Here is a 21,581-nt window from a genome sequence, read left to right on the forward strand (position 1 = left end):
TGTGTTTAAATTTCTACTTTTTACTTTCTAGTAACTCAATAATTGGTTGTGCCTCTTGCATTTGAGCATGGTCCATTGCTGTGTTGCCGCGATCATCTTTTATCGTTGTATCTGCACCATTCTCTAGCAAAAGCTTCACAATGTCTTTTTTAGCGAATGTAGCCGCATAGATTAAGGCTGTGGCTCCATTAAAGTTTGTGACGTTTACATTAGCGCCATTATCTATTAATAATTTTGCGATATTAGTATGACCTTTAAAACAAACACCCATTAAAGCGGTATTCCCAGATGCATCTTGGGCATCGATATTGGGGTTATACTCTATAATTATTTTTGAAATATCTTCAAGTCCGTAATAACACGCTAGTAAAAGGGGAGTAGATCCTCTTGCGTCTTTCTCGTTTATCCATTTGGGATGTTCTTGTAAAAGCTCTTTTACCTTTTTATCTTCTCCTTTTCTAATGGCGTCAAATAATATTGTACTCATAACAACTAAATTAATAAAGCGGAATGATAAAGTTACCATTCCGCTATGGGTTTAACAAAAGTTTACCTTGTTAAGAAAGGTCATACCTGTCTAAATTCATCACTTTGTCCCATGCTTTTATAAAGTCTTTTACAAATTTTTCTTTAGCGTCTTCTGAAGCATAAACTTCAGCAATGGCACGTAATTCAGAATTAGACCCAAAGATAAGATCTACTCTACTTCCTTTCCATTTAGCATCACCTGTTTTTCGGTCTGTGCCTTCAAAAACAGTATCATCATCAGAAGTTGCTTTCCATGTAGTTCCCATATCAACAAGATTTACAAAAAAGTCGTTTGTAAGTTTATCTGTTTTATCCGTAAATACACCCTTGTTAGAACCGTCGTAATTAGCGCCCAACGTACGCATACCTCCTACCAAAACAGTCATTTCTGGTGCCGTTAAGGTAAGCAACTGTGCTTTGTCAACTAATAATTCCTCTTCAGTAACTTTATATTTATCTTTTACGTAATTTCTAAAACCGTCTCCAAGTGGCTCTAAAGCGTCAAATGCTTCGGCATCGGTTTGTTCTTCAGACGCATCTGCTCTACCTGGAGTAAAAGGCACATTTAGATTATGACCTGCATTATTAGCAGCTTTTTCTACTGCAGCACATCCCGCTAAAACAATTAAATCTGCCAACGATACTTTTTTGTTTCCAGATTGTGCATTATTAAATTCTTTCTGAATACTTTCAAGCGTATTTAGAACTTTATCTAATTGTTTTGGATTATTTACTTTCCAGTTTTTTTGTGGTGCTAATCGAATGCGCGCTCCATTTGCTCCACCCCGTTTATCTGAACCTCTAAAAGTAGAAGCAGATGCCCAAGCGGTTGAAACCAATTCTGATATAGAAAGATTTGTATCTAGAATTTTAGATTTTAAATTGGCGATGTCTTGACTGTTTACTAATTCGTGATTTACTTCAGGAATTGGGTCTTGCCAAATTAACTCTTCTTGTGGCACTTCAGGACCTAAATATCGTTCTTTTGGTCCCATATCACGGTGTGTAAGTTTATACCAAGCACGTGAATAAGCATCGGCAAACTCTTCTGGGTTTTCGTAAAAATGTCTTGAAATTTTTTCGTAATCTGGATCCATTCGTAATGAAAGGTCGGTTGTTAACATAAACGGATCGTTCATTTTATTAGGGTCGTGAGCATCAGGCACTGTTCCTGCACCCGCATTATCTTTTGGTTTCCATTGATGTGCGCCCGCAGGACTTTTAGACAACTCCCATTCATATCCAAATAAGGTTTCAAAAAAGTTATTATCCCATTGTATAGGTGTTTTAGTCCACGCTCCTTCTAATCCACTAGTAATCGTATCGGCACCTTTTCCTGTCCCGAATTTATTTTTCCAACCCATACTTTGTTCTTCCAAACCTGCTGCAGCGGGTTCTGCATCTACATATTCTTCAGGATCTGCGGCTCCGTGGGTTTTTCCGAAAGTATGTCCGCCTGCGATTAAAGCTACGGTTTCATAGTCGTTCATCGCCATACGCCCGAAAGTCTCCCGAATGTAATGTGCGGCATCTACTGGGTCTGGATTTGCGTTATGGCCTTCAGGGTTTACGTAAATTAATCCCATATGAGCAGCCCCAAGAGGCTTTTCAAGTTGGTCCTCTGTAAATCGATCTTCGTTCCCTAGCCATTCGGTTTCTGAGCCCCAATATACTTCTTCAGGCTCCCAAACATCTTCTCTTCCTCCAGCAAAACCAAACATTTCTAACCCCATAGACTCGTGCGCACAATTACCTGCTAATACCAACAAATCTGCCCAAGATAATTTTTTACCATATTTTTTCTTAATGGGCCATAATAGAAGTCTAGCCTTGTCAAGGTTTGCATTATCCGGCCAACTATTTAAAGGGGCAAACCGCTGTTGTGCTGTTCCTGCACCACCACGACCATCTTGAATACGATACGTCCCTGCACTATGCCAAGCCATACGGATAAAAAATGGTCCATAATGACCATAATCTGCTGGCCACCAATCTTGGCTATCAGTCATTAATTTATATAGGTCTTCTTTTACTGCTTTTAAATCGAGTGATTCAAATTCTTTAGCATAATCGAAACCTTCATCCATAGGATCTACCAAGGATGAATTTTGGCGTAAAATATTTAAGTTTAATTGGTTTGGCCACCAATCTCTATTACTTGTACCGCCTCCAGTTGTGTTGTTTAGATTACCATTTAAAAAAGGGCAATTCGCTGATGATTCGTTTACTTCCCATGCTTCACCATGGTGGTTACTATTCTTGCTGTCCATAATTATATTGATTTTTTAAGGCTATAGAACGATAAAGTTAACATTTATAAACTATTCAAAATCAAAATCATGATTTCAATACATAATTTAAGTATCAGTATTTCTTATAACAACAGGTCAATCTATTTGTTTTCTAGATTGAATTTAAGATTGCAGCGGCTTTTTTCAACTCTGAATCTGTTTTGGCAAAACAGACTCGTATTTGTTTAAAATCCTCGTTATTCTCATTAAAAACCGAAGTGGGAATAGTTGCAATTTTATGTTCTCTAGTTAATCGATCCGCAAAATCGATATCACGTTCTTCTGAAATTTTAGAAAAATCAAGTAATTGAAAATAAGTACCATTTGAAGGAGTAAATTTGAAACGGGAATCTTTAATTAATTCTAGAAAGTAGTCCCTTTTTTGTTGATAAAATGAAGGAAGTGACAAATAATTCTCTTCATCTTGTAAATAGGTTGCTAATGCTTTTTGAATAGGATGGTTTACCGAAAACACATTAAACTGATGTACTTTTTGAAACTCTTTCATTAAATATTCTGGAGCTACGCAATAGCCCATTTTCCATCCGGTGTTATGAAATGTCTTCCCAAAAGAAGCGGTTATAAAACTGCGTTTTGCCAATTGTGGAAACTTAGCCGCGCTTTGGTGTTCTTCGCCATCAAAAACAATATGTTCATACACTTCATCACTTAAAACCAAAAGATCATGTTCTTCAGCAAGTTTTTGCAGTTGTAGCATATCATCTTCAGAAAACAACATTCCAGTTGGGTTGTGTGGCATGTTAATTATAATCATTTTGGTTTTTTCGGTTACCTTTTCAGTAACCTTTTTCCAATCGGGTTTATAATCTGGAACCTGTAATTGAATTTCAACCGTTTTACCTCCAAACAACTCTACCGATGGTTTATAGCAATCATATGCTGGGGTAAAGATTATTACCTCATCATCTTTGTGAATAGTGGCTGCAATGGCCGTAAAAATAGCTTGTGTAGCACCCGCTGTAATGGTAATTTCCCTATCAGCATTATATTTTTTATAATATAAACTTTCTATTTTTTTTGAAATAACCTCTCGCAATTTTTTATCCCCAGGCATAGGAGCGTATTGATTATAGCCATCTTTCATCGCTTTATTAACTAGATCAATCAAAACCGGATCGCTTTCAAACCCTGGAAATCCTTGAGCTAAATTGATAGCATTGTGGTCTGAGGCCAATTTGCTCATCACACTAAAAATTGAAGTTGTTGTATTTGGTAATTTTGAAGTCATTTTATAAATGTAACGGTATAGTTTAAGCTCTCCAAAACTTACTTTTTTAATTTCAGGCGGTTTTTTGTGAAATTATGTAACTTGTTGATTTTATTGAAGTCTTTTTTTATGAATAAAAATCTACTTTTATTTAGCTTTCTTCTTTTCTACATAGTTGGTTTTGGGCAAACCCAAGAACCATCTCTGGATAATCTACAGATTTATAAAAAATATTCCTTTAAGGAATTAGATGAAACTGCCGATATTTTTTATAACAAAGGAGACTTTACAGAATCTCTTAAAATTAATATCGAGTTATTAAAAAAAGGACTAGAAAGCAAAAACAATTATTACATACATCAAGGATACCGAAATTTAGGATATGATTATTTAGAGCTAAACGATACCCTTCAAGCCAAAGAAAGTTTTAAAAAAGCAGAAAAATATGCCAAACTTTCCAAAAACGATACTGCTAAAGCACTTTCATATATGGATCTGGCAAATGTGTATGCTGAATTAGATCATAACTACAAGAAAGCATTTCAGTACCATGATAAATCTATTGTTGTTTTTGAAAAATTAAAGGATTCTGCTGGCATAGCTGATGCGCACTACAACACCATCCTTACGGCAATGGACGCAAAGGATTATAACAAAGCCTATATACATCTATTAAAGGCCAGAAAGTTAAATGATTTTAATAAAAAGCATTACAATTACATAGGTATCGATGTTTTAACGGGTGAGTATCATATAGAAAAAGGCAATTATAAATTAGCGGATAGTTATTTAAATAAGGCAATAGAAAGTGCTAAAAAAGAAGGTCTTTCCTTAGAATTAGAATCTGCTTATCTAGCCCTTAGCCGAAGTTTGTATCATCAAAATGAGTTTGAAGAAGCATATATTATGCGAGCTGAATATGACAAATACCTTGAGCAAAATCTTCGTAATGTTAACAACGCACAAACAGAAACTGTTTCAGCTAAATTTCAAGTTTCAGAATACAGGAAAGACATTGAAGCTGCCGAGCTTAAAAACCAACTACAAGCTGAAATAGTAAAAAATAAAAGTAACTTAAACACCATACTTTATGTGGTTTCAGCAATATTATTGTTTTTGTTCATCATTTTCTTGTTAGCCTACCGCAGAAGAAAACAATTGGTGGAAAAACTTAGAAGACGAAATAGGGAATTTTTAGAAGCCAAACAGCATGCCGAAAAAATGTCTCGTTCCAAAACCGAATTTTTCTCAACAGTAAGCCACGAACTACGTACGCCGCTATATGGTGTAATAGGATTAAGTTCCATTTTATTGGAAGACCCCTCTCTAAAAGGGCACGAAAACGATTTAAAATCATTAAAGTTTTCAGCAGACTATTTATTGGCATTAATTAATGATGTACTTCAAATAAATAAAATAGATGCGAATAAACTGGAAAACCACACCACAACTTTCAATGTAGAGGATTTAATTGATAAAATAGCTTCTTCTTTTGAGTATATGCGGCTTCAGAACAAGAATAGGATATCAATAAATATTTCAGAAAAAGTACCGAAAGTACTAAAAGGAAACGTCATTGCCCTTTCGCAAATATTGATGAACCTTGTGGGCAATGCTTGCAAGTTTACCGAAAACGGACAAATAACAATTAGTATTAGTCCTAAAAAGGTTAGTCCTACCAAAGCTTTGTTATGCTTTGAGATAAAAGATACGGGTATCGGGATTTCGGAAAAAGACCAAGAGCGTATTTTTAATGAATTTTCACAGGTAGATAGTGAAAATTATAGTTATCAAGGAACAGGACTTGGCCTTACCATTGTTAAAAAATTGGTAGCACTTTCAAACTCCAAAATTTATTTAGAAAGTAAAAAAGAAGAAGGTTCCAGCTTTTGGTTTAATTTAAGTTTTGATGTAGTGAATAAAGCTGAAAAGAAATTAGAAGATAGCTTATTAAACAAGAAGCTATTGATAAATAAACGTATTTTAATTGTTGAAGATAATCGCATTAATCAAGCTGTGACCAAAAAAATACTGGAAAAAAACCAAGTAATCTGTTCTGTTGCCGAAAACGGGAAGCAAGCTGTTGAACAGATAAAGCAAAACACCTTCGATTTGGTTCTAATGGATATTAATATGCCTGTAATGAACGGACTAGAAGCAACCAAAAAAATAAGAGCTTTCAATACAACTATCCCTATTGTCGCCTTAACAGCCGTTGAAGTTGAGGATATGAGGTTTGAAATTTACAATAGCGGTATGAACGACATTATTGTAAAGCCCTACGATATGAACAAGTTTTTACAAGTTATTTTACGGAACCTGACTGTTTTTTACTCTGGTAAAATGGCGCCGCAATTCTTCTAAAAATAAAAAACCCAAACTAACTAGTTTGGGTTTTTTTATTATAAAATCAATTTTTTATCCTTCAGCACTTGCCTTTAAGTACTCACGGTTAATACGTGCAATATTTTCTAATGAAATATCCTTAGGGCATTCAATAAAGCAAGCTCCGGTGTTACTACACGCTCCAAAACCTTCTTTATCCATCTGCTCTACCATGTTTAAAACACGTCTTGTGGCCTCTACTTCACCTTGTGGCAATAAAGCAAACTGACTAACTTTGGCCGAAGTAAACAGCATCGCACTAGCGTTTACACACGCTGCTACACAAGCTCCACAACCAATACATGTTGCTGAATTAAAAGCTTCGTCTGCGTTATCTTTTTCTACTGGAGTAGCATTTGCATCGATTGTATTTCCAGAAGTATTTACTGAAACATATCCTCCTGCTTGTTGAATACGGTCAAAGCCACTACGATCTACCACTAAATCCTTAATTACAGGAAAAGCAGTTGCTCTAAACGGTTCAATTACAACTGTATCACCGTCATTAAAGCTACGCATGTGTAATTGACAGGTAGTTGTGTGACGTTGTGGCCCGTGTGGTTTTCCGTTAATTTGTAAGGAACATGATCCACAAATTCCTTCGCGACAATCATGATCAAAAACAACTGGTTCGTCTCCTTTTTCAATTAGCTGTTCATTTAAAACGTCCAGCATTTCTAAAAAGGACATATCTCCATCGATACCATCTATTGGGTAAGTCTGTAAACTTCCTTTCGTGTTAGCGCCTTTTTGACGCCATATTTTTAGAGTAAGCTTCATAAGTTAAGCTTTAAATATTATTTATAACTTCTAGTTTTAACTTCAATGTTCTCGTAATCCAAGTTCTCTTTGTGCAACACAGCTTCACTAGGTTCTCCTTTATATTCCCAGGCAGCTACATACATAAAGTTTTCGTCATCACGCATCGCTTCACCTTCATCGGTTTGGTATTCTTCTCTAAAGTGACCGCCACACGATTCTTCACGATGCAACGCATCTTTTGCAAACAATTCTCCTAATTCTAGAAAATCTGCTACACGACCTGCTTTTTCAAGTTCTGGGTTCATTTCGTCCATCGAACCGGGTACTTTTACTTCTTTCCAGAACTCTTCACGTAAGGCTTTAATTTCTGAAATAGCTTCTTTTAGTCCTTTCGCGTTTCTAGACATTCCAACCTTGTTCCACATGATCTTTCCTAGACGCTTATGGATATCATCAACAGACTTAGTTCCTTTATTGTTAATTAGTTTTTCTAACCGTTCGCGAACATCTTTTTCTGCTTGTTCAAAAGCTGGAAGATCAGTTGAAATTTCTCCAGTTCTAATATCATCAGCTAAATAATCTCCAATCGTATACGGCAATACAAAATAACCATCGGCCAATCCTTGCATTAATGCAGAAGCTCCTAGTCTGTTTGCTCCGTGATCGCTAAAGTTAGCTTCTCCAGTAACATAACAGCCTTTTATCGTTGATTGTAAATTGTAATCTACCCAAACGCCACCCATGGTGTAGTGCACGGCAGGATAAATCATCATTGGGGTTTTATAAGGATTCGCATCCACAATTTTTTCATACATCTCGAACAGGTTTCCGTATTTATTCGCAACGACTTCTGTTCCTAATTTTATGATTTCTTCTTTGCTCGGGTTGTGATTTCCATGCATTACGGCTTGCTCTTTTCCATAACGCTCAATCGCAGAAGCGAAATCTAAAAATACGGCTTCACCCGTTTTATTAACACCAAATCCAGCATCGCAACGCTCTTTTGCAGCACGAGAAGCCACATCACGAGGCACTAAATTACCAAACGAGGGGTAACGACGCTCTAAGTAATAGTCTCGTTCTTCTTCTGAAAGTTCTGTTGGTTTCTTTTTACCTTCACGAATAGCAATCGCATCTTCTTTTTTCTTCGGAACCCAAATACGTCCGTCATTTCGAAGGGATTCAGACATCAACGTTAATTTAGACTGATGATCTCCCGAGACTGGAATACAGGTTGGGTGAATTTGTGTATAACAAGGGTTTGCAAAGTAGGCGCCCTTTTTATGTATTTTCCAAGATGCAGTCACATTACTTCCCATCGCATTGGTGGAAAGGAAAAATACGTTTCCATATCCTCCTGAAGCAATAACAACCGCATGAGCAGAATGTCTTTCTAGTTTACCTGTAACCAAATCACGGGCAATAATACCACGTGCTTTTCCGTCAACAATCACTAAATCTAACATTTCGTGACGGTTAAACGGCTGAATTTTACCACGGTTTATTTGGCGGTTCATAGCAGCATACGCTCCTAGTAGTAATTGTTGTCCTGTTTGTCCTTTTGCGTAAAAAGTACGCGACACTAATACCCCACCAAATGAACGGTTATCTAGTAATCCACCATATTCACGAGCAAAAGGAACTCCTTGTGCCACACATTGGTCAATAATATTAGCAGATACTTCAGCAAGACGGTATACGTTTCCTTCGCGAGAACGATAATCGCCACCTTTTACAGTATCATAAAAAAGACGGTAGTTAGAATCGCCATCTCCTTGATAGTTTTTTGCAGCGTTAATCCCTCCTTGTGCCGCAATAGAGTGTGCTCTACGAGGGGAATCTTGATAGCAAAATGTTTTTACGTTATACCCTAGTTCGGCCAACGTTGCAGCGGCACTTCCACCAGCTAAACCTGTTCCCACAACGATAACATCAATGTTTCGTTTGTTCGCAGGATTAACAAGATTAATGCTGTTTTTATGGTTTTTCCACTTCTCGTCTAAAGGTCCTTCTGGTATTTTTGCATCTAATATCGACATAGCTTTTGCTGTTTAGTGGGAAATTTGATTAAAATGATGGTACAAGGCTATAATGATAAAGCCTAACGGAATTACAATAGCATAGAGCTTTGTAAATCCTTTAACCGCTTTTGAGAACTTATTATTCCAACCCATTGTTTGGAAAGAAGAAGCAAATCCGTGCCATAAATGAAACATTAATAACACAAATGATAGCACATAAATTCCAGTTCGTACTGGGCTTTCAAACTTATGAACCAACTCGCCATAATACCGTGTCGCATCTGCTGGATGGGATTCTACATATTTATGTACAATTTCCGGAACCCAAAAGTCGTAAAAGTGCAATCCTAAGAATGCTAAGATTACAGCTCCTGAAATAATCATATTTCGGGATGCCCACGTAGAATTGGTGTTTCCTTTATACGATTTGTAACTTATTTTTCGAGCTTTATTATTTTTAAGCTCTAAGATAATTCCCATTACAAAGTGAAATACAACACCAAAAATTAATACGGGTTGCAAAATAAACTGCACCAACGGGTTGGTTCCCATAAAATGAGACCAGCTGTTAAACGTTTCTTCAGAAAAAACCGAGGAAAAGTTTATGGTAAAATGTTGTGCAAGAAAAAATACAAGAAATAGACCTGAAAGGGCCATCGCCACTTTTTTGGCGATCGAAGCGGATAATATTCCCATTATGGTTTAATTTTTCAAAAATTAAGGTAGACAAAAGTACTACTGAAAAAGGTTTCAACAAAAAGTATCAATTGTTTTCCTCTTTATTTAGAACTGTTTTAAATACAATACTTATTTAATTTCAAGTTTTTGAGTTTTTGAGGCACCACTTATTGACACCTTTACATCATACATCCCCTCAGGCAAATAATACTTTTCATTATCTGCTTTCTTCACTTCGACATCAGCTTTTTCCAGAATTTTTCTACCTTTTTCTGAAACAGTTATATCATACTCAATTATATTAACACCTTTTACAACATCTTTTGTAAGCTGCTGTACTTCTTTTCCTTCTTTCGTTTTAATGGTAATAATTGCTTTTCCTTCGGAAGGACTATAAAGTTGAAGGTTTATTGAAGGTTCAATTACATCGTACCATTCTCCATATTTGCTACCCCAACGGCTCGAGAACTGGATGGGGTTTAATTCAGCTAACAATACATCATTCATTTTAGAAACATTCATTTGCTGAAGCAAAGAAACATTAGCCAAATAGAAAGAGCGGCCGTGTGTACCTAAAATCAAATCTTTTTCGCGCTCTTGAATGACCAAATCGTGAACCGCTACATTCGGCAACCCTTCTGAAAATGCCTCCCAAGAATTTCCTTTATTAAAAGAAACATAAGCTCCATTATCTGTACCTATATATAGTACATTTTCATTTTCAGGATCTTCCTTAATTACATTTACAGGTGATGCTGGTAGATTACTACTGATATCTTTCCACGTTTGTCCGTAGTTTTCACTTGCATACACGTAGGTTTTAAAATCATCCCAACGATACCCGTTCAACGTAACATATACCCTTTCTTTTTTATGTTTTGAAGCGATTACTCTGCTCACCCACAAATCTTTTGGAAATGATTTTGAAATATCCGTCCAATTACCACCTGCATTTTTTGAAACGTGCAACATACCATCGTCACTTCCGGCATATAACAACCCGAAGGTAAAAGGTGATTCACTAATACTTGTTAACGTTCCGTAAGCAACATTTCCAGGTTTTCCACCTTTGGTAAGATCGCCAGAAATGGCTTCCCAATCATCACCTTGGTTCATACTTCGCATGAGTTTATTTCCTCCTAAATAGAGAATATCTTGATTATGCGGACTCAATAAAATAGGTGTTTGCCAATTAAAGCGATACGGGCTATCACCCAGTTCATGTTTCGGCTGGATATAGGTTTGTTCTTCAGTTTCACGATTGATCCTGAAATAATTTCCAAACTGAAAACCGGTATAAACAATGTTACTGTTTCTGTTATCAATTTGAACATGCATACCATCACCGCCCATAATACTTTCATATGGGTTTTGTCCAGATTGTTGCCAACCATAATCTATTTTGGCATTGTGCGGCCCTACCCACACACCATTGTCCTGCAAGCCACCATACACATTATAAGGCTCTTCGTTATCTACATTCACAGTATAAAACTGCCCCACGGCCGGCGCGTTGTTTTTAATCCACGTTTTACCATCATCGTAACTAATGTTAACACCACCATCATTACCATCAATTAAATGACCTGCCTTTTTAGGGTTAATCCATAACGCATGATGATCTGCGTGTACGTTTTCTGCACTAATTGATTCAAAGGTTTTACCTCCATCGGCTGATTTTAGAATAGGAACTCCATAAATATATATTTTATCTGAATTGGAAGGATCTACATGTATTTTTCCGAAGTAATATCCGTACGAATAATACAAATTATTAATATACCCTTCGTGGGTTTTACCCCATGTTTTGCCCCCATCTGTACTTTTATATACCTCAGCACCAATAACTGGTGTGTCAAATAATTGCGTATTGGCATCTTCTAAATATTTAGCAAGATCTGCTGGTTTTACGCTGCCACTACGCACCATGTTTTTTACGTTTTCGGCTTTGTATTTTTCCTGAAAACCATTGGCGCGCAAAAACTTTTTCAGCTTATCATTGTCCAACGCCAAAAACTCTGAAGCACTCATTTTTTTGAATACATCTTTCGTCAACGCATCACTATCAGTGTCCATTTTTTCTTTTTTACGATGATCTTGGTTGTCGATTATAGCATAGACTGCATTATCATCAACCACAGCTAAACCAATACGACCAGCACCTTTTCCTGTTGGAAATCCGCTGCCAGAAACAGACATCTTTTTCCAAGTATCACCCCCGTCGGTGCTTTTATAAATAGCACTCCCTTCACCGCTTCCGGTAAAATTCCACGCTTTTCGGTCTTTTTCCCAAGAAGAAGCATAGAGTAAATCGAAATTATTTGGGTCGCGATCCATTTCGATAATACCGCTTTCGTCATTTACAAATAAGGTTTTATTCCATGTTTTTCCTCCATCTACCGTTTTATAAACACCGCGTTCTTCGTTGGTAGAATATAAATGCCCCACAGCACTTACCACCACCTCATCAGGATTTGATGGGTTTATCAATATTTTGCTAATATGGTGACTGCCTTTTAACCCCATATTTTGCCACGTTTCACCTTTATCGGTAGATTTCAGCAAGCCAATTCCAGCATATGACGAGCGAGAAGCGTTTACTTCTCCGGTTCCTACCCAAATCGTGCCGTTTTTCCAATCTACAGCAAGACTTCCTACATTTTGTGTTACGCTATTATCTAACACTGGTGTAAAGGAAGTACCGTTATTGTTGGTGTACCAAACGCCACCACTAGCATAGCCCGCATAAAATTCAATTGGATTATCAGGGTTTACAGCAAAATCAACAATACGGCCACTCATTACTGTCGGACCAATATTTTTAAAAGGTAGATTTTTTACGAGTGAGCTTTGCGAAAGTTGTTCTTTTTGCTGCAATGCTTTTTCTAATTCGGCTTTTGAAGTTGCCGGTTGTTGAGAAAATGCTGAAATAAAAAGGAAACTGAATAATAAAAGTAAGGATTGCTTCATTGAGAGTAATTTTAAACGTTGAAATTACTGAAATCCCTTGCTTTAACAAAATTTTATTTTCCTAGCAGCAGCCTTTGGTTTAATTTCCATTAATTTTGAAAAAATTCAGAAAAAAACACCATGAAGTATCATCCAATTGACAGCAACTTATTTATAAAAAACCGTAAAAATTTTATGGCTCAAATGAAGTCAAAAAGCCTTGCGGTATTTAACAGTAATGACATCTACCCTATTGGCGCAGACAGCACGATGCCGTTTCAGCAGTCTCGTGATCTTTTCTACCTAAGTGGTGTAGATCAAGATAAGAGTATGTTATTATTATTTCCAGATGCTGTAGAAGAAAAACACCGTGAAATTTTATTTTTAACTGAAACCAACGACCACATTGCCGTTTGGGAAGGTGAAAAACTAACAAAAGAAAAAGCAACTGAAACTACTGGCGTTAAAACCGTGTATTGGCTAAAGGAATTTGATAAAATTTTCTTTGAACTAATGACACAAGCCGAAACGATATATTTTAACACCAACGAGCATTACCGTGCCAATGTGGAAACGGAGACTCGTGAAGACCGTTTTATTAAAAAAACAAAAGCACAATTTCCGGCACACAGTTGGGCAAAAAGCAACCCTATTTTACAACGGTTGCGGTCTGTAAAAGATCCTATCGAGCTTGATATTATGCAACAAGCGTGTAATATTACCGAAAAAGGTTTTAGAAGAATTTTAGATTTTGTAAAACCAGGCGTGATGGAATACGAAATTGAAGCTGAGTTTATGCACGAGTTTCTAAGTAACCGTTCACGTGGTTTTGCTTACACTCCAATTGTTGCGAGTGGTAAAAACGCCTGTGTATTACACTATGTTGAAAACAACCAGCAATGTAAAGATGGGGATTTAATTTTACTAGACGTCGGTGCAGAGTACGCCAATTACAGTAGCGATATGTCTCGTACGATTCCGGTAGGTGGAAAATTCACCAAACGACAGAAAGAAGTTTATAATGCTGTAAATCGTGTTAAAAACGACGCTACAAAAATGCTCGTTCCTGGAACGCTTTGGAAAGAATATCACGAAGAAGTTGGAAAATTAATGACTTCAGAATTACTTGGATTAGGAATCTTAGATAAAGCTGATGTAAAAAACGAAAATCCAGACTGGCCAGCATACAAAAAATACTTTATGCACGGTACTAGCCATCACATTGGTCTAGATACACACGATTACGGAATTTTATGGGAGCCTATGCAAGCCAATCAAGTGTTTACCGTTGAGCCTGGTATCTATTTACCGGATGAAGGTTTCGGAATCCGCTTGGAAGATGATGTGGTTATTCAGGAAAATGGGGAACCTCATAACCTGATGCGCAACATTCCGATTGAAGCAGATGAAATTGAAGAAATCATGAATAAATAAACGTTTTAGGCGTTTTTAAATATATTCCGGTATAGAAATGAATCGCTATGCCGGATTTTTTTATACCATTATATAATGACACATACTTTTAAAAACACACCTATATATTATAGTATAACCGGAAGTGGTCCGGCAATGGTTTTATTACATGGATTTCTAGAAAGTTCAACTATATGGAATGAATATATTGCTGCCCTTTCTGAAAAACATACTGTCATTACTATAGACTTCCCTGGGCACGGAAAAAGCGAAATCGTTTCTAAAACACATAGTATGCAACTTATGGCCAAAGTGGTAAAAAGTGTTTTACATGAATTAAATATTGAATCTGCAATTCTTATTGGTCATTCTATGGGCGGCTATGTGGCATTGGCTTATACTGAATTGTTTCAGGATGACGTTGAAAAATTAATTTTATTGAATTCTACGCCTACAGCAGATTCTGAAGAACGTAAGCAAAACCGAAGACGCGCTTTAAAAGTACTAGATCATAATGCAGAAGCTTTTATAAGTATGGCGATTATGAATCTATTTTCTGAAAATTCAAAAAAGAGATTTACTTCAGAAATTGAAACATTAAAAAAAGAAGCGCTTCAGTTTCCAGTAGCTGGTATACAAGCAGCCATCCGTGGGATGATTAATCGAAAAGACCGGACCGATGTTTTAGCGAATTTTGATAAGAAGAAAATCATGGTTTGCGGTAATGAAGACCCAATTATGTCTATTTCAGATTCAAAAGTTATTTCAGAAACAACAAATACGGAGTTAATTCAGCTTGAGGGAGGACATATGAGTTGGCTAGAAAACACCGATGAAATTCATAAAATAATGCATTTCATCGAATAAATATGCGTTTTAACGTTTTTTTAAAACTTTTATCTATATTTATCACAACAAAAAAACGTAGAAAATATGGATAATTCCTCTAAATCATCATTTTCAATAGGAAGTGTAATTTGCCAAACCATAGGGCACAAGTATACAGAAACACGAAAAATCACTAATCACATTCACGAATACAAGTGCAAACACTGTGGCCGTGAAGTAACTGAAAATTCTGCAGGAAAAATTGAACTGCTTACCCATAAAATAAGGCAGGTAAACAATAACGTAGCTGAGTTTTTTGAACGTAAAAACAGAAAAGTAGCTGTATAAGCTCTAATTAATCTTCTTGCATTGAATTCCAGCCTCTTGCTACCAATGGAATTTTTGTATTAGCGCGTGTTATTAAATGCATCCCTTCGCTTTCTTGTGTCATATGCCCAATAACTGTTAAGTGTGGATTCCCCTTAATTTTCGGAAAATCTTCTGTAGAAACGGTAAACAGCAATTCGTAATCTTCGCCTCCACTTAAAGCAATTGTAGTGCTATCCATTTCAAATTCTTCACAGGTTGAGATAACTTGTGGATCTAACGGAATTTTGTCTTCGTATAAATTACAACCTACTTTCGAGTTTTTACAAATGTGGATTACTTCCGAAGATAATCCATCACTAACATCAATCATAGAAGTAGGTTTGACATCTAAATCTTTTAATAGAGCAGAGATACCTTGCCGCGCTTCGGGTTTTAATTGACGCTCAATTATATAAGTATATTTATCAAGGTCAGGCTGCGATTTTGGGTTTACCTTAAATACTTGTTTTTCCCGTTCTAACACTTGAAGCCCCAAATAGGCAGCACCCACATCACCCGTTAAAACTAAAAGGTCATTTTCTTTGGCGCCGCTTCTATAAACAACACTTTCTTTGTTTACTTGGCCTAAAGCAGTAACACTAATAACCAAACCCGTTGTAGATGATGTGGTATCTCCTCCCACCACATCAACATTATAAATACTTGCAGCCGTTTCAATTCCGGCATACAATTCTTCCAACGCCTCAACCGGAAACCGATTAGAAACAGCAATAGAAACCGTTATCTGGTTTGCCTTAGCATTCATAGCATATATATCAGAGAGATTGACTACAACAGCTTTATACCCTAAATGTTTTAATGGCATATAGCTTAAATCGAAATGTACGCCTTCTACCAACATATCTGTTGTAACTACTATTTGATTATTTTCTTCTGAAGTAATAACCGCAGCATCGTCTCCAATTCCTTTAATCGTGGTCTCTTGCTTTATTTTAAAGTTTTTTGTTAAATGATCTATTAGACCAAATTCCCCTAATTGTGAAATGCTGGTTTTAGAAGTATCTTTATTATCAAACATATATAGAAGGTTTTAAAGTACAAAAATAAGGGTTAGGGTTTAAACAAAGTCTCTTTCACTCTAAAAACTCAATATTGACAATGAGCAAATTAGATGTTCTCTATATAAATAATTTTTGTAGTTTCGCATCACATTTTTATGATAATACTATTAACTTTTATCTTTTAGTAAAGAATTCATAGTCTTCTATTAAATAATTTAATACCTCAATAATGAAAAAATCTCTACTTACCCTATTAATTTTAGCGTGCACACAAGTATTTGCTCAAACACCATGCAATAATGGTATGGCTGGTCAATATCCTTGCAATGGCTATGATTTACAGTCACGCGTTTCACTTTCTGACATGAATGCGAATGCGGCAAACGATTCTTGGGGTTGGACAGATCCTCAAGATGGAAAAGAATATGCCATAATAGGTTTAGAAGGCGGCACTACTTTTATTGATATTTCAAACCCAACAAACCCAATTTATTTAGGAAAATTACCAACACACAGTTTTAGTAGTAACTGGAGAGATGTAAAAACATATAACAACCATGCCTTTATAGTTAGTGAAGATTTTTCACACGGTATGCAAGTTTTTGATTTAACTCGATTGCGAAATGTATCAAATCCACCCGTAACATTTACAGAAGATGCCCATTACGATGGGTTTGGCAATGCACATAATATTGTAATTAATGAAGACTCAGGTTATGCCTACGCAGTTGGGACATCTACATATAGCGGAGGCTCTCATTTTATAAACATACAAGACCCTACAAACCCCGTTGCTGCTGGTGGTTTTGGAGGTGACGGATACACTCATGATGCACAAGTTATAACTTATAATGGACCAGACAGCGATTATACTGGCCGTGAAATTTTACTAAGTAGTAGTGGAAATGAAAACTACGTTTCTATTGTAGATGTAACCGATAAAGCAAATCCTCAAAGTATTTCCACAATTAGTTACCTTAATTCCAGTTATACACACCAAGGTTGGTTTACAGAAGATCAACGCTATTTTATACTTGGTGACGAAATAGATGAGCAAGATTTTGGATTTAACACTAGAACAATCATATTTGATCTGACCGATCTTGACAATCCAGTATTGGATTTTGAGCATTTTGGAGAAACCGAAGCAACCGACCATAATGGATACGTACTTGGAGACAACTATTATCTAGCTAATTATGCTGCTGGTTTAAGAGTACTCGATATTTCAGATATTGCGAATGGAAATATTTCCGAAGTAGGATACTTTGACTCATTTAGTGCTCATAATAGTGTTGGATATGAAGGGGTGTGGAATGTATATCCATACTTAGGAAGTGGCAATATTATAATTAGTGATCGCGTAGGAGGATTGTTTGTTGTAAAATCATCAGCTCCAGATACCACGGATCCAGTTGCTATTTGCCAGAATACAAGCGTATCCTTAGATTCAAACGGAGAAATAATTATTGATCCCGCTTTACTGGACGGAGGCTCAAGCGATGATAGCGGTTCTTTCTCATTGTCCTTGAGTGAAAACACATTTACCTGTTCAGATATAGGAGAAAACACGGTTACCTTAACCGTAACAGACCCTTCAGGAAATACCGATGCTTGTACAGCTATAATCACTATAGAAGATAACACAGATCCAATAATAACGTGTACAACAGACACAACTGTTGAATATGATTCTGGAGCCAGTTTTTATACGTTACCTAATTATGAGGCAGAAGGTTTAGTACTTACAATAGATAATTGTTCTCAAAATCCCACCGTTACACAAACCCCGGTAGCTGGAACAGAACTTACAGAAGGTATATACACCATTGATTTTCAGTCTGAAGACGCTGCTGGAAATACCGGAAACTGTTCATTTGAGTTAACCGTAATAGAAGAATTATCTATTAATGATAATACTTTTGAAAACAGCATTAAAGTGTTCCCGGTACCTGCTTTAAATGAAATAAACATCACTTCGGAAAACAAAACAATAGAATTTATTGATGTTTATGATATTATGGGGAAAAAGGTTTATACCGAAAAGAACATCAACACCACTAAAAAAACAATAAACATCTCAAGCTTTTCAAAAGGAATGTATTTTTTATCAATTAATAATAAGGCAACCAAAAAAATTGTAAAAAAATAAGCTTTTTTGTAATGTAATGGAGCTCGATGAGACATACTTACTGTTAATAGCACACTAACTTTTAACCTTTTACGTTAGGATGTAAAGCTTTAAAATAATATTTTATATATAAATTAAACTTAAATAATGAAACAATTCTATCTACTTGTATTTGCACTTATCAGCGCTGTCACTTTCAGCCAAACGCCTTGTGAAAATGGAACCGCTAGCGGTTTTCCTTGCCAAAATTTTGACTTATTATCGCGTATTAGCCTTAGCGAAATGAACGCCTCCGGTGGTAACGATTCTTGGGGGTGGACCGATTCGCAAGATGGCAAAGAATATGCTCTTATTGGATTAACCAACGGAACTGCTTTTATCGATATTTCAGACCCAATTAACCCGATTTATTTAGGAAAGCTACCTACGCACACATCTTCAAGTACATGGCGAGATGTAAAAGTATATAGTGACCACGCTTTTATAGTAAGTGAAGCTTCCGGTCATGGTATGCAAGTTTTTGACTTAACTCGATTGCGGGATGTAAGTAATCCTCCAGAAACATTTACAGAAGATGCTCATTATGATGGTTTTGGTAATGCTCACAATATTGTAATAAACGAAGACACGGGATATGCATACGGAGTAGGAACTTCAACATATTCTGGCGGGCCACATTTTATAAACATACAAGATCCAATTAACCCAGTAGGTGAAGGAGGATACGCAATGGATAGTTATAGTCATGATGCTCAGGTAGTCACTTATTCAGGTCCCGATTCTGACTATACAGGAAAAGAAATCTTAATTGGCAGTAACGAAAACGAAGTAGTATTAGTTGATATTACAGACAAATCTAGCCCTCAAGGTATTTCAACCATAAGCTATAATAATGTAGGCTATACACACCAAGGATGGTTTACAGAAGATCAAAAATATTTTATTCTTGGAGACGAAACAGACGAAATAAACTTTGGATTTAACACTAGAACATTAATATTTGACTTCACAGATTTGGACAACCCTCAATTTCACACTGAATATCTAGGGCCAACAGCTGCTACAGACCACAATGGATACGTAGTGGGTGACAAATATTATTTTGCTAATTATGCAGCTGGTTTAAATGTTTTAGATATAAGTGATATTGAAAATGAAAACATCTCACAATACGGATATTTCGACACCTTCCCAGGTAGTAACGGCGCAGGATTCGGCGGAAGTTGGAATGTATATCCATATTTTGAAAGCGGAAACATCGTAATTAGTGGTAGTGGTGGTTTTACCTTGGTAAAAGATACAAATGAATTAAATATTAATGAGTTAAACAATTCTGGCTTTGTCATTTATCCAAATCCAGCTAAAGATCATTTAAACATTGTTTCTTCAACGTCTCCTATACAACAAGTTGAAGTATATTCAGTTATAGGTAAACGTATTCTAAATTATACTTTTTCTGAAAATAATAATGAAGAAAACGTCAACATAAATTCACTGCAAAGTGGAGTTTATTTAGTTAAAATCAATAATCTAACTACCAAAAGATTGGTGGTAAAATAACACTATGAAAATTTATAGCTTAACCTACAACATACTATTACTTTTTACATTGATTGCATTTTTTTCGTGCAAAGACGATGACTCCCCAACGGTTGAGGAAGAAGAAACTGAAACTGAAACCACAGGTTTTCAGGGTGAAATAGACTATATAAAAACCTATGGCGGTAGTAATCTTGACAAAGCAGTTAGTATCGTATTGGCTAATGATGGCAACTATGTTATCTTAGGTTCTACTAAAAGTACCGATGGCGACATCACGGACAAAACAACTTCTGATGAAGATTACTGGCTCTTAAAAGTGAAGCCTGATGGCGAAATAATCTGGAGCAAAACATATGGTGGTCCCGAAGACGATACTGCCTCTAACCTAGAAAAAACAAGTGATGGAGGTTATATAGCCTCTGGTTACAGTAGAGGTGCTGGTGGCGATGTTAGTAGCAATGCAGGATTTCATGACTTCTGGGTTGTAAAATTTAGTGCCTCAGGTGATCTTCAATGGCAAAAAAGTTTTGGTTTTCCAGGAAGTGATAAAGCTTATAAAGCTAAACAAACTAGGGATGGTGGTTATATAGTTGCAGGGGTGCTAGATGTTTCTGCCAGTAATGGAGAAGGTGGATTAGGCTCCAAAAAACCTAAAGAAGCAGCAGGTAGATCCCCTCAGCATGCTGGAGGTGATTACTGGGTTATCAAACTCTCCGCAACGGGAGAAATGCAATGGAGAAATTATTTCGGTGGCACTTTTACCGATACCGCTTACGATGTTTTGCAGACCTCTGATGGAGCGTACCTTATTTTTGGCACCTCAGATAGTTCTGATGTGGACATTTCAGAAAATATTGGCACGTACGACTATTGGGTGGTAAAAGTTTCTGCAAATGGTGAATTGGTATGGGAAAAAAACTATGGCGGTAAACAAATAGAAAACTTATATACTGCCTCTACAGCTTCAAACGGAAATTTTCTCATCTTTGGCGACACCCGAAGTAATGATATAAACGTAACTAGTAATTTTGGTAAAGCAGATATATGGGGTGTAAAAATTGATTCAGAAGGAGAGCTATTATCACAGCAATCCTATGGCGGACTTGAATTTGAAAGTGCCAGAGGTATCTCTCAACTATCAAACGGAAATCACATAGTAACAGGCAACACCAGAAGTATCGATGGAGATTTTGATCAAAACAAAGGTGATAACGACGCTTTGGTTATGATAATAGATGATAAACAAAGTATTGAATTTCAATTAACAGTAGGTGGTTCAACCTTTGACTTTGCTCAGGATGCAATTGAGGCAGAAAACAAAACCTACGTTATTGCAGGTAGCACGCAGAGTGACGACAAAGATATTCCTTTAAACCGCGGCGTAGAAGATTTATTATTATTTAAAATTAAGTAAACGGCATTAACATTAAATCA

Annotated in this window: 15 protein-coding genes; 7 read left to right on the forward strand and 8 right to left on the reverse strand. The window is 36.4% G+C overall.

Annotation, left to right across the window (positions count from 1 at the left end; all coding sequences use genetic code 11):
• Nucleotides 1-13: 13 nt before the first annotated feature.
• From DZ858_RS02700 to DZ858_RS02710, 3 genes are all read right to left on the reverse strand, one after another.
• Nucleotides 14-487: an ankyrin repeat domain-containing protein gene (locus tag DZ858_RS02700; RefSeq protein WP_117159494.1), complete on the reverse strand. Its 474-nt coding sequence runs from the start codon at nt 485-487 to the stop codon at nt 14-16.
• A 70-nt stretch (nt 488-557) separates the two neighbouring features.
• Nucleotides 558-2,798 (reverse strand): catalase/peroxidase HPI, encoded by a 2,241-nt coding sequence (gene katG, locus DZ858_RS02705; protein ID WP_117158004.1) that lies wholly within the window; start codon nt 2,796-2,798, stop codon nt 558-560.
• Nucleotides 2,799-2,931: 133 nt separating this feature from the next.
• A complete protein-coding gene (locus tag DZ858_RS02710; protein ID WP_117158005.1) occupies nt 2,932-4,068 on the reverse strand; it encodes a methionine aminotransferase in 1,137 nt (378 codons plus the stop codon).
• Nucleotides 4,069-4,176: 108 nt separating this feature from the next.
• On the opposite strand from DZ858_RS02710, the gene DZ858_RS02715 reads away from it, so the two are divergent.
• Entirely contained in the window at nt 4,177-6,411 is a 2,235-nt protein-coding gene (locus DZ858_RS02715) for a tetratricopeptide repeat-containing hybrid sensor histidine kinase/response regulator (protein WP_117158006.1), read from the forward strand.
• Nucleotides 6,412-6,465: 54 nt separating this feature from the next.
• Here DZ858_RS02715 and DZ858_RS02720 read toward each other — a convergent pair whose 3' ends face one another.
• The 4 genes from DZ858_RS02720 to DZ858_RS02735 form a co-directional block, all read right to left on the reverse strand.
• Nucleotides 6,466-7,212: a succinate dehydrogenase/fumarate reductase iron-sulfur subunit gene (locus DZ858_RS02720; protein ID WP_117158007.1), complete on the reverse strand. Its 747-nt coding sequence runs from the start codon at nt 7,210-7,212 to the stop codon at nt 6,466-6,468.
• A 17-nt stretch (nt 7,213-7,229) separates the two neighbouring features.
• Nucleotides 7,230-9,233 carry a fumarate reductase/succinate dehydrogenase flavoprotein subunit gene (locus DZ858_RS02725; protein ID WP_117158008.1) on the reverse strand — a complete coding sequence of 668 codons (2,004 nt, stop codon included), beginning with the start codon at nt 9,231-9,233 and terminating at the stop codon, nt 7,230-7,232.
• A gap of 12 nt (nt 9,234-9,245) precedes the next feature.
• Complete coding sequence (locus tag DZ858_RS02730) at nt 9,246-9,911, reverse strand: succinate dehydrogenase cytochrome b subunit (RefSeq protein ID WP_117158009.1); 666 nt, start codon at nt 9,909-9,911, stop codon at nt 9,246-9,248.
• A gap of 111 nt (nt 9,912-10,022) precedes the next feature.
• Nucleotides 10,023-12,863, reverse strand: a complete 2,841-nt coding sequence (locus tag DZ858_RS02735) for a WD40/YVTN/BNR-like repeat-containing protein (protein WP_117158010.1) — start codon at nt 12,861-12,863, stop codon at nt 10,023-10,025.
• A gap of 120 nt (nt 12,864-12,983) precedes the next feature.
• Here DZ858_RS02735 and DZ858_RS02740 point away from each other — a divergent pair, with 120 nt between their 5' ends.
• From DZ858_RS02740 to DZ858_RS02750, 3 genes are all read left to right on the forward strand, one after another.
• A complete protein-coding gene (locus DZ858_RS02740; protein WP_117158011.1) occupies nt 12,984-14,276 on the forward strand; it encodes an aminopeptidase P family protein in 1,293 nt (430 codons plus the stop codon).
• Between the two features lie 75 nt (nt 14,277-14,351).
• Nucleotides 14,352-15,122 (forward strand): alpha/beta fold hydrolase, encoded by a 771-nt coding sequence (locus tag DZ858_RS02745; protein ID WP_117158012.1) that lies wholly within the window; start codon nt 14,352-14,354, stop codon nt 15,120-15,122.
• Between the two features lie 66 nt (nt 15,123-15,188).
• On the forward strand, nt 15,189-15,431 hold the full coding sequence (locus DZ858_RS02750) for a hypothetical protein (RefSeq protein ID WP_117158013.1): 243 nt from the start codon (nt 15,189-15,191) through the stop codon (nt 15,429-15,431).
• A 7-nt stretch (nt 15,432-15,438) separates the two neighbouring features.
• Here DZ858_RS02750 and thiL read toward each other — a convergent pair whose 3' ends face one another.
• Nucleotides 15,439-16,491: a thiamine-phosphate kinase gene (gene thiL / locus DZ858_RS02755; RefSeq protein WP_117158014.1), complete on the reverse strand. Its 1,053-nt coding sequence runs from the start codon at nt 16,489-16,491 to the stop codon at nt 15,439-15,441.
• Nucleotides 16,492-16,703: 212 nt separating this feature from the next.
• On the opposite strand from thiL, the gene DZ858_RS15370 reads away from it, so the two are divergent.
• The 3 genes from DZ858_RS15370 to DZ858_RS02770 all read left to right on the forward strand — a co-directional run bounded on the left by DZ858_RS15370 (nt 16,704) and on the right by DZ858_RS02770 (nt 21,561).
• On the forward strand, nt 16,704-18,626 hold the full coding sequence (locus DZ858_RS15370) for a choice-of-anchor B family protein (protein ID WP_117158015.1): 1,923 nt from the start codon (nt 16,704-16,706) through the stop codon (nt 18,624-18,626).
• A gap of 126 nt (nt 18,627-18,752) precedes the next feature.
• Complete coding sequence (locus DZ858_RS02765) at nt 18,753-20,165, forward strand: choice-of-anchor B family protein (protein ID WP_117158016.1); 1,413 nt, start codon at nt 18,753-18,755, stop codon at nt 20,163-20,165.
• A 4-nt stretch (nt 20,166-20,169) separates the two neighbouring features.
• Nucleotides 20,170-21,561: a hypothetical protein gene (locus DZ858_RS02770; protein WP_117158017.1), complete on the forward strand. Its 1,392-nt coding sequence runs from the start codon at nt 20,170-20,172 to the stop codon at nt 21,559-21,561.
• Nucleotides 21,562-21,581 lie beyond the last annotated feature (20 nt).

Source organism: Marixanthomonas ophiurae (assembly GCF_003413745.1).
Taxonomy (GTDB): Bacteria; Bacteroidota; Bacteroidia; order Flavobacteriales; family Flavobacteriaceae; genus Marixanthomonas; species Marixanthomonas ophiurae.

Excerpts from the sequence above, each read along its gene's own strand:
- DZ858_RS02700 (WP_117159494.1), bottom strand. The coding sequence starts at position 487 with ATGAGTACAATATTATTTGACGCCATTAGAAAAGGAGAAGATAAAAAG.
- katG (WP_117158004.1), bottom strand. The coding sequence starts at position 2,798 with ATGGACAGCAAGAATAGTAACCACCATGGTGAAGCATGGGAAGTAAAC.
- DZ858_RS02710 (WP_117158005.1), bottom strand. The coding sequence starts at position 4,068 with ATGACTTCAAAATTACCAAATACAACAACTTCAATTTTTAGTGTGATG.
- DZ858_RS02715 (WP_117158006.1), top strand. The coding sequence starts at position 4,177 with ATGAATAAAAATCTACTTTTATTTAGCTTTCTTCTTTTCTACATAGTT.
- DZ858_RS02720 (WP_117158007.1), bottom strand. The coding sequence starts at position 7,212 with ATGAAGCTTACTCTAAAAATATGGCGTCAAAAAGGCGCTAACACGAAA.
- DZ858_RS02725 (WP_117158008.1), bottom strand. The coding sequence starts at position 9,233 with ATGTCGATATTAGATGCAAAAATACCAGAAGGACCTTTAGACGAGAAG.
- DZ858_RS02730 (WP_117158009.1), bottom strand. The coding sequence starts at position 9,911 with ATGGGAATATTATCCGCTTCGATCGCCAAAAAAGTGGCGATGGCCCTT.
- DZ858_RS02735 (WP_117158010.1), bottom strand. The coding sequence starts at position 12,863 with ATGAAGCAATCCTTACTTTTATTATTCAGTTTCCTTTTTATTTCAGCA.
- DZ858_RS02740 (WP_117158011.1), top strand. The coding sequence starts at position 12,984 with ATGAAGTATCATCCAATTGACAGCAACTTATTTATAAAAAACCGTAAA.
- DZ858_RS02745 (WP_117158012.1), top strand. The coding sequence starts at position 14,352 with ATGACACATACTTTTAAAAACACACCTATATATTATAGTATAACCGGA.
- DZ858_RS02750 (WP_117158013.1), top strand. The coding sequence starts at position 15,189 with ATGGATAATTCCTCTAAATCATCATTTTCAATAGGAAGTGTAATTTGC.
- thiL (WP_117158014.1), bottom strand. The coding sequence starts at position 16,491 with ATGTTTGATAATAAAGATACTTCTAAAACCAGCATTTCACAATTAGGG.
- DZ858_RS15370 (WP_117158015.1), top strand. The coding sequence starts at position 16,704 with ATGAAAAAATCTCTACTTACCCTATTAATTTTAGCGTGCACACAAGTA.
- DZ858_RS02765 (WP_117158016.1), top strand. The coding sequence starts at position 18,753 with ATGAAACAATTCTATCTACTTGTATTTGCACTTATCAGCGCTGTCACT.
- DZ858_RS02770 (WP_117158017.1), top strand. The coding sequence starts at position 20,170 with ATGAAAATTTATAGCTTAACCTACAACATACTATTACTTTTTACATTG.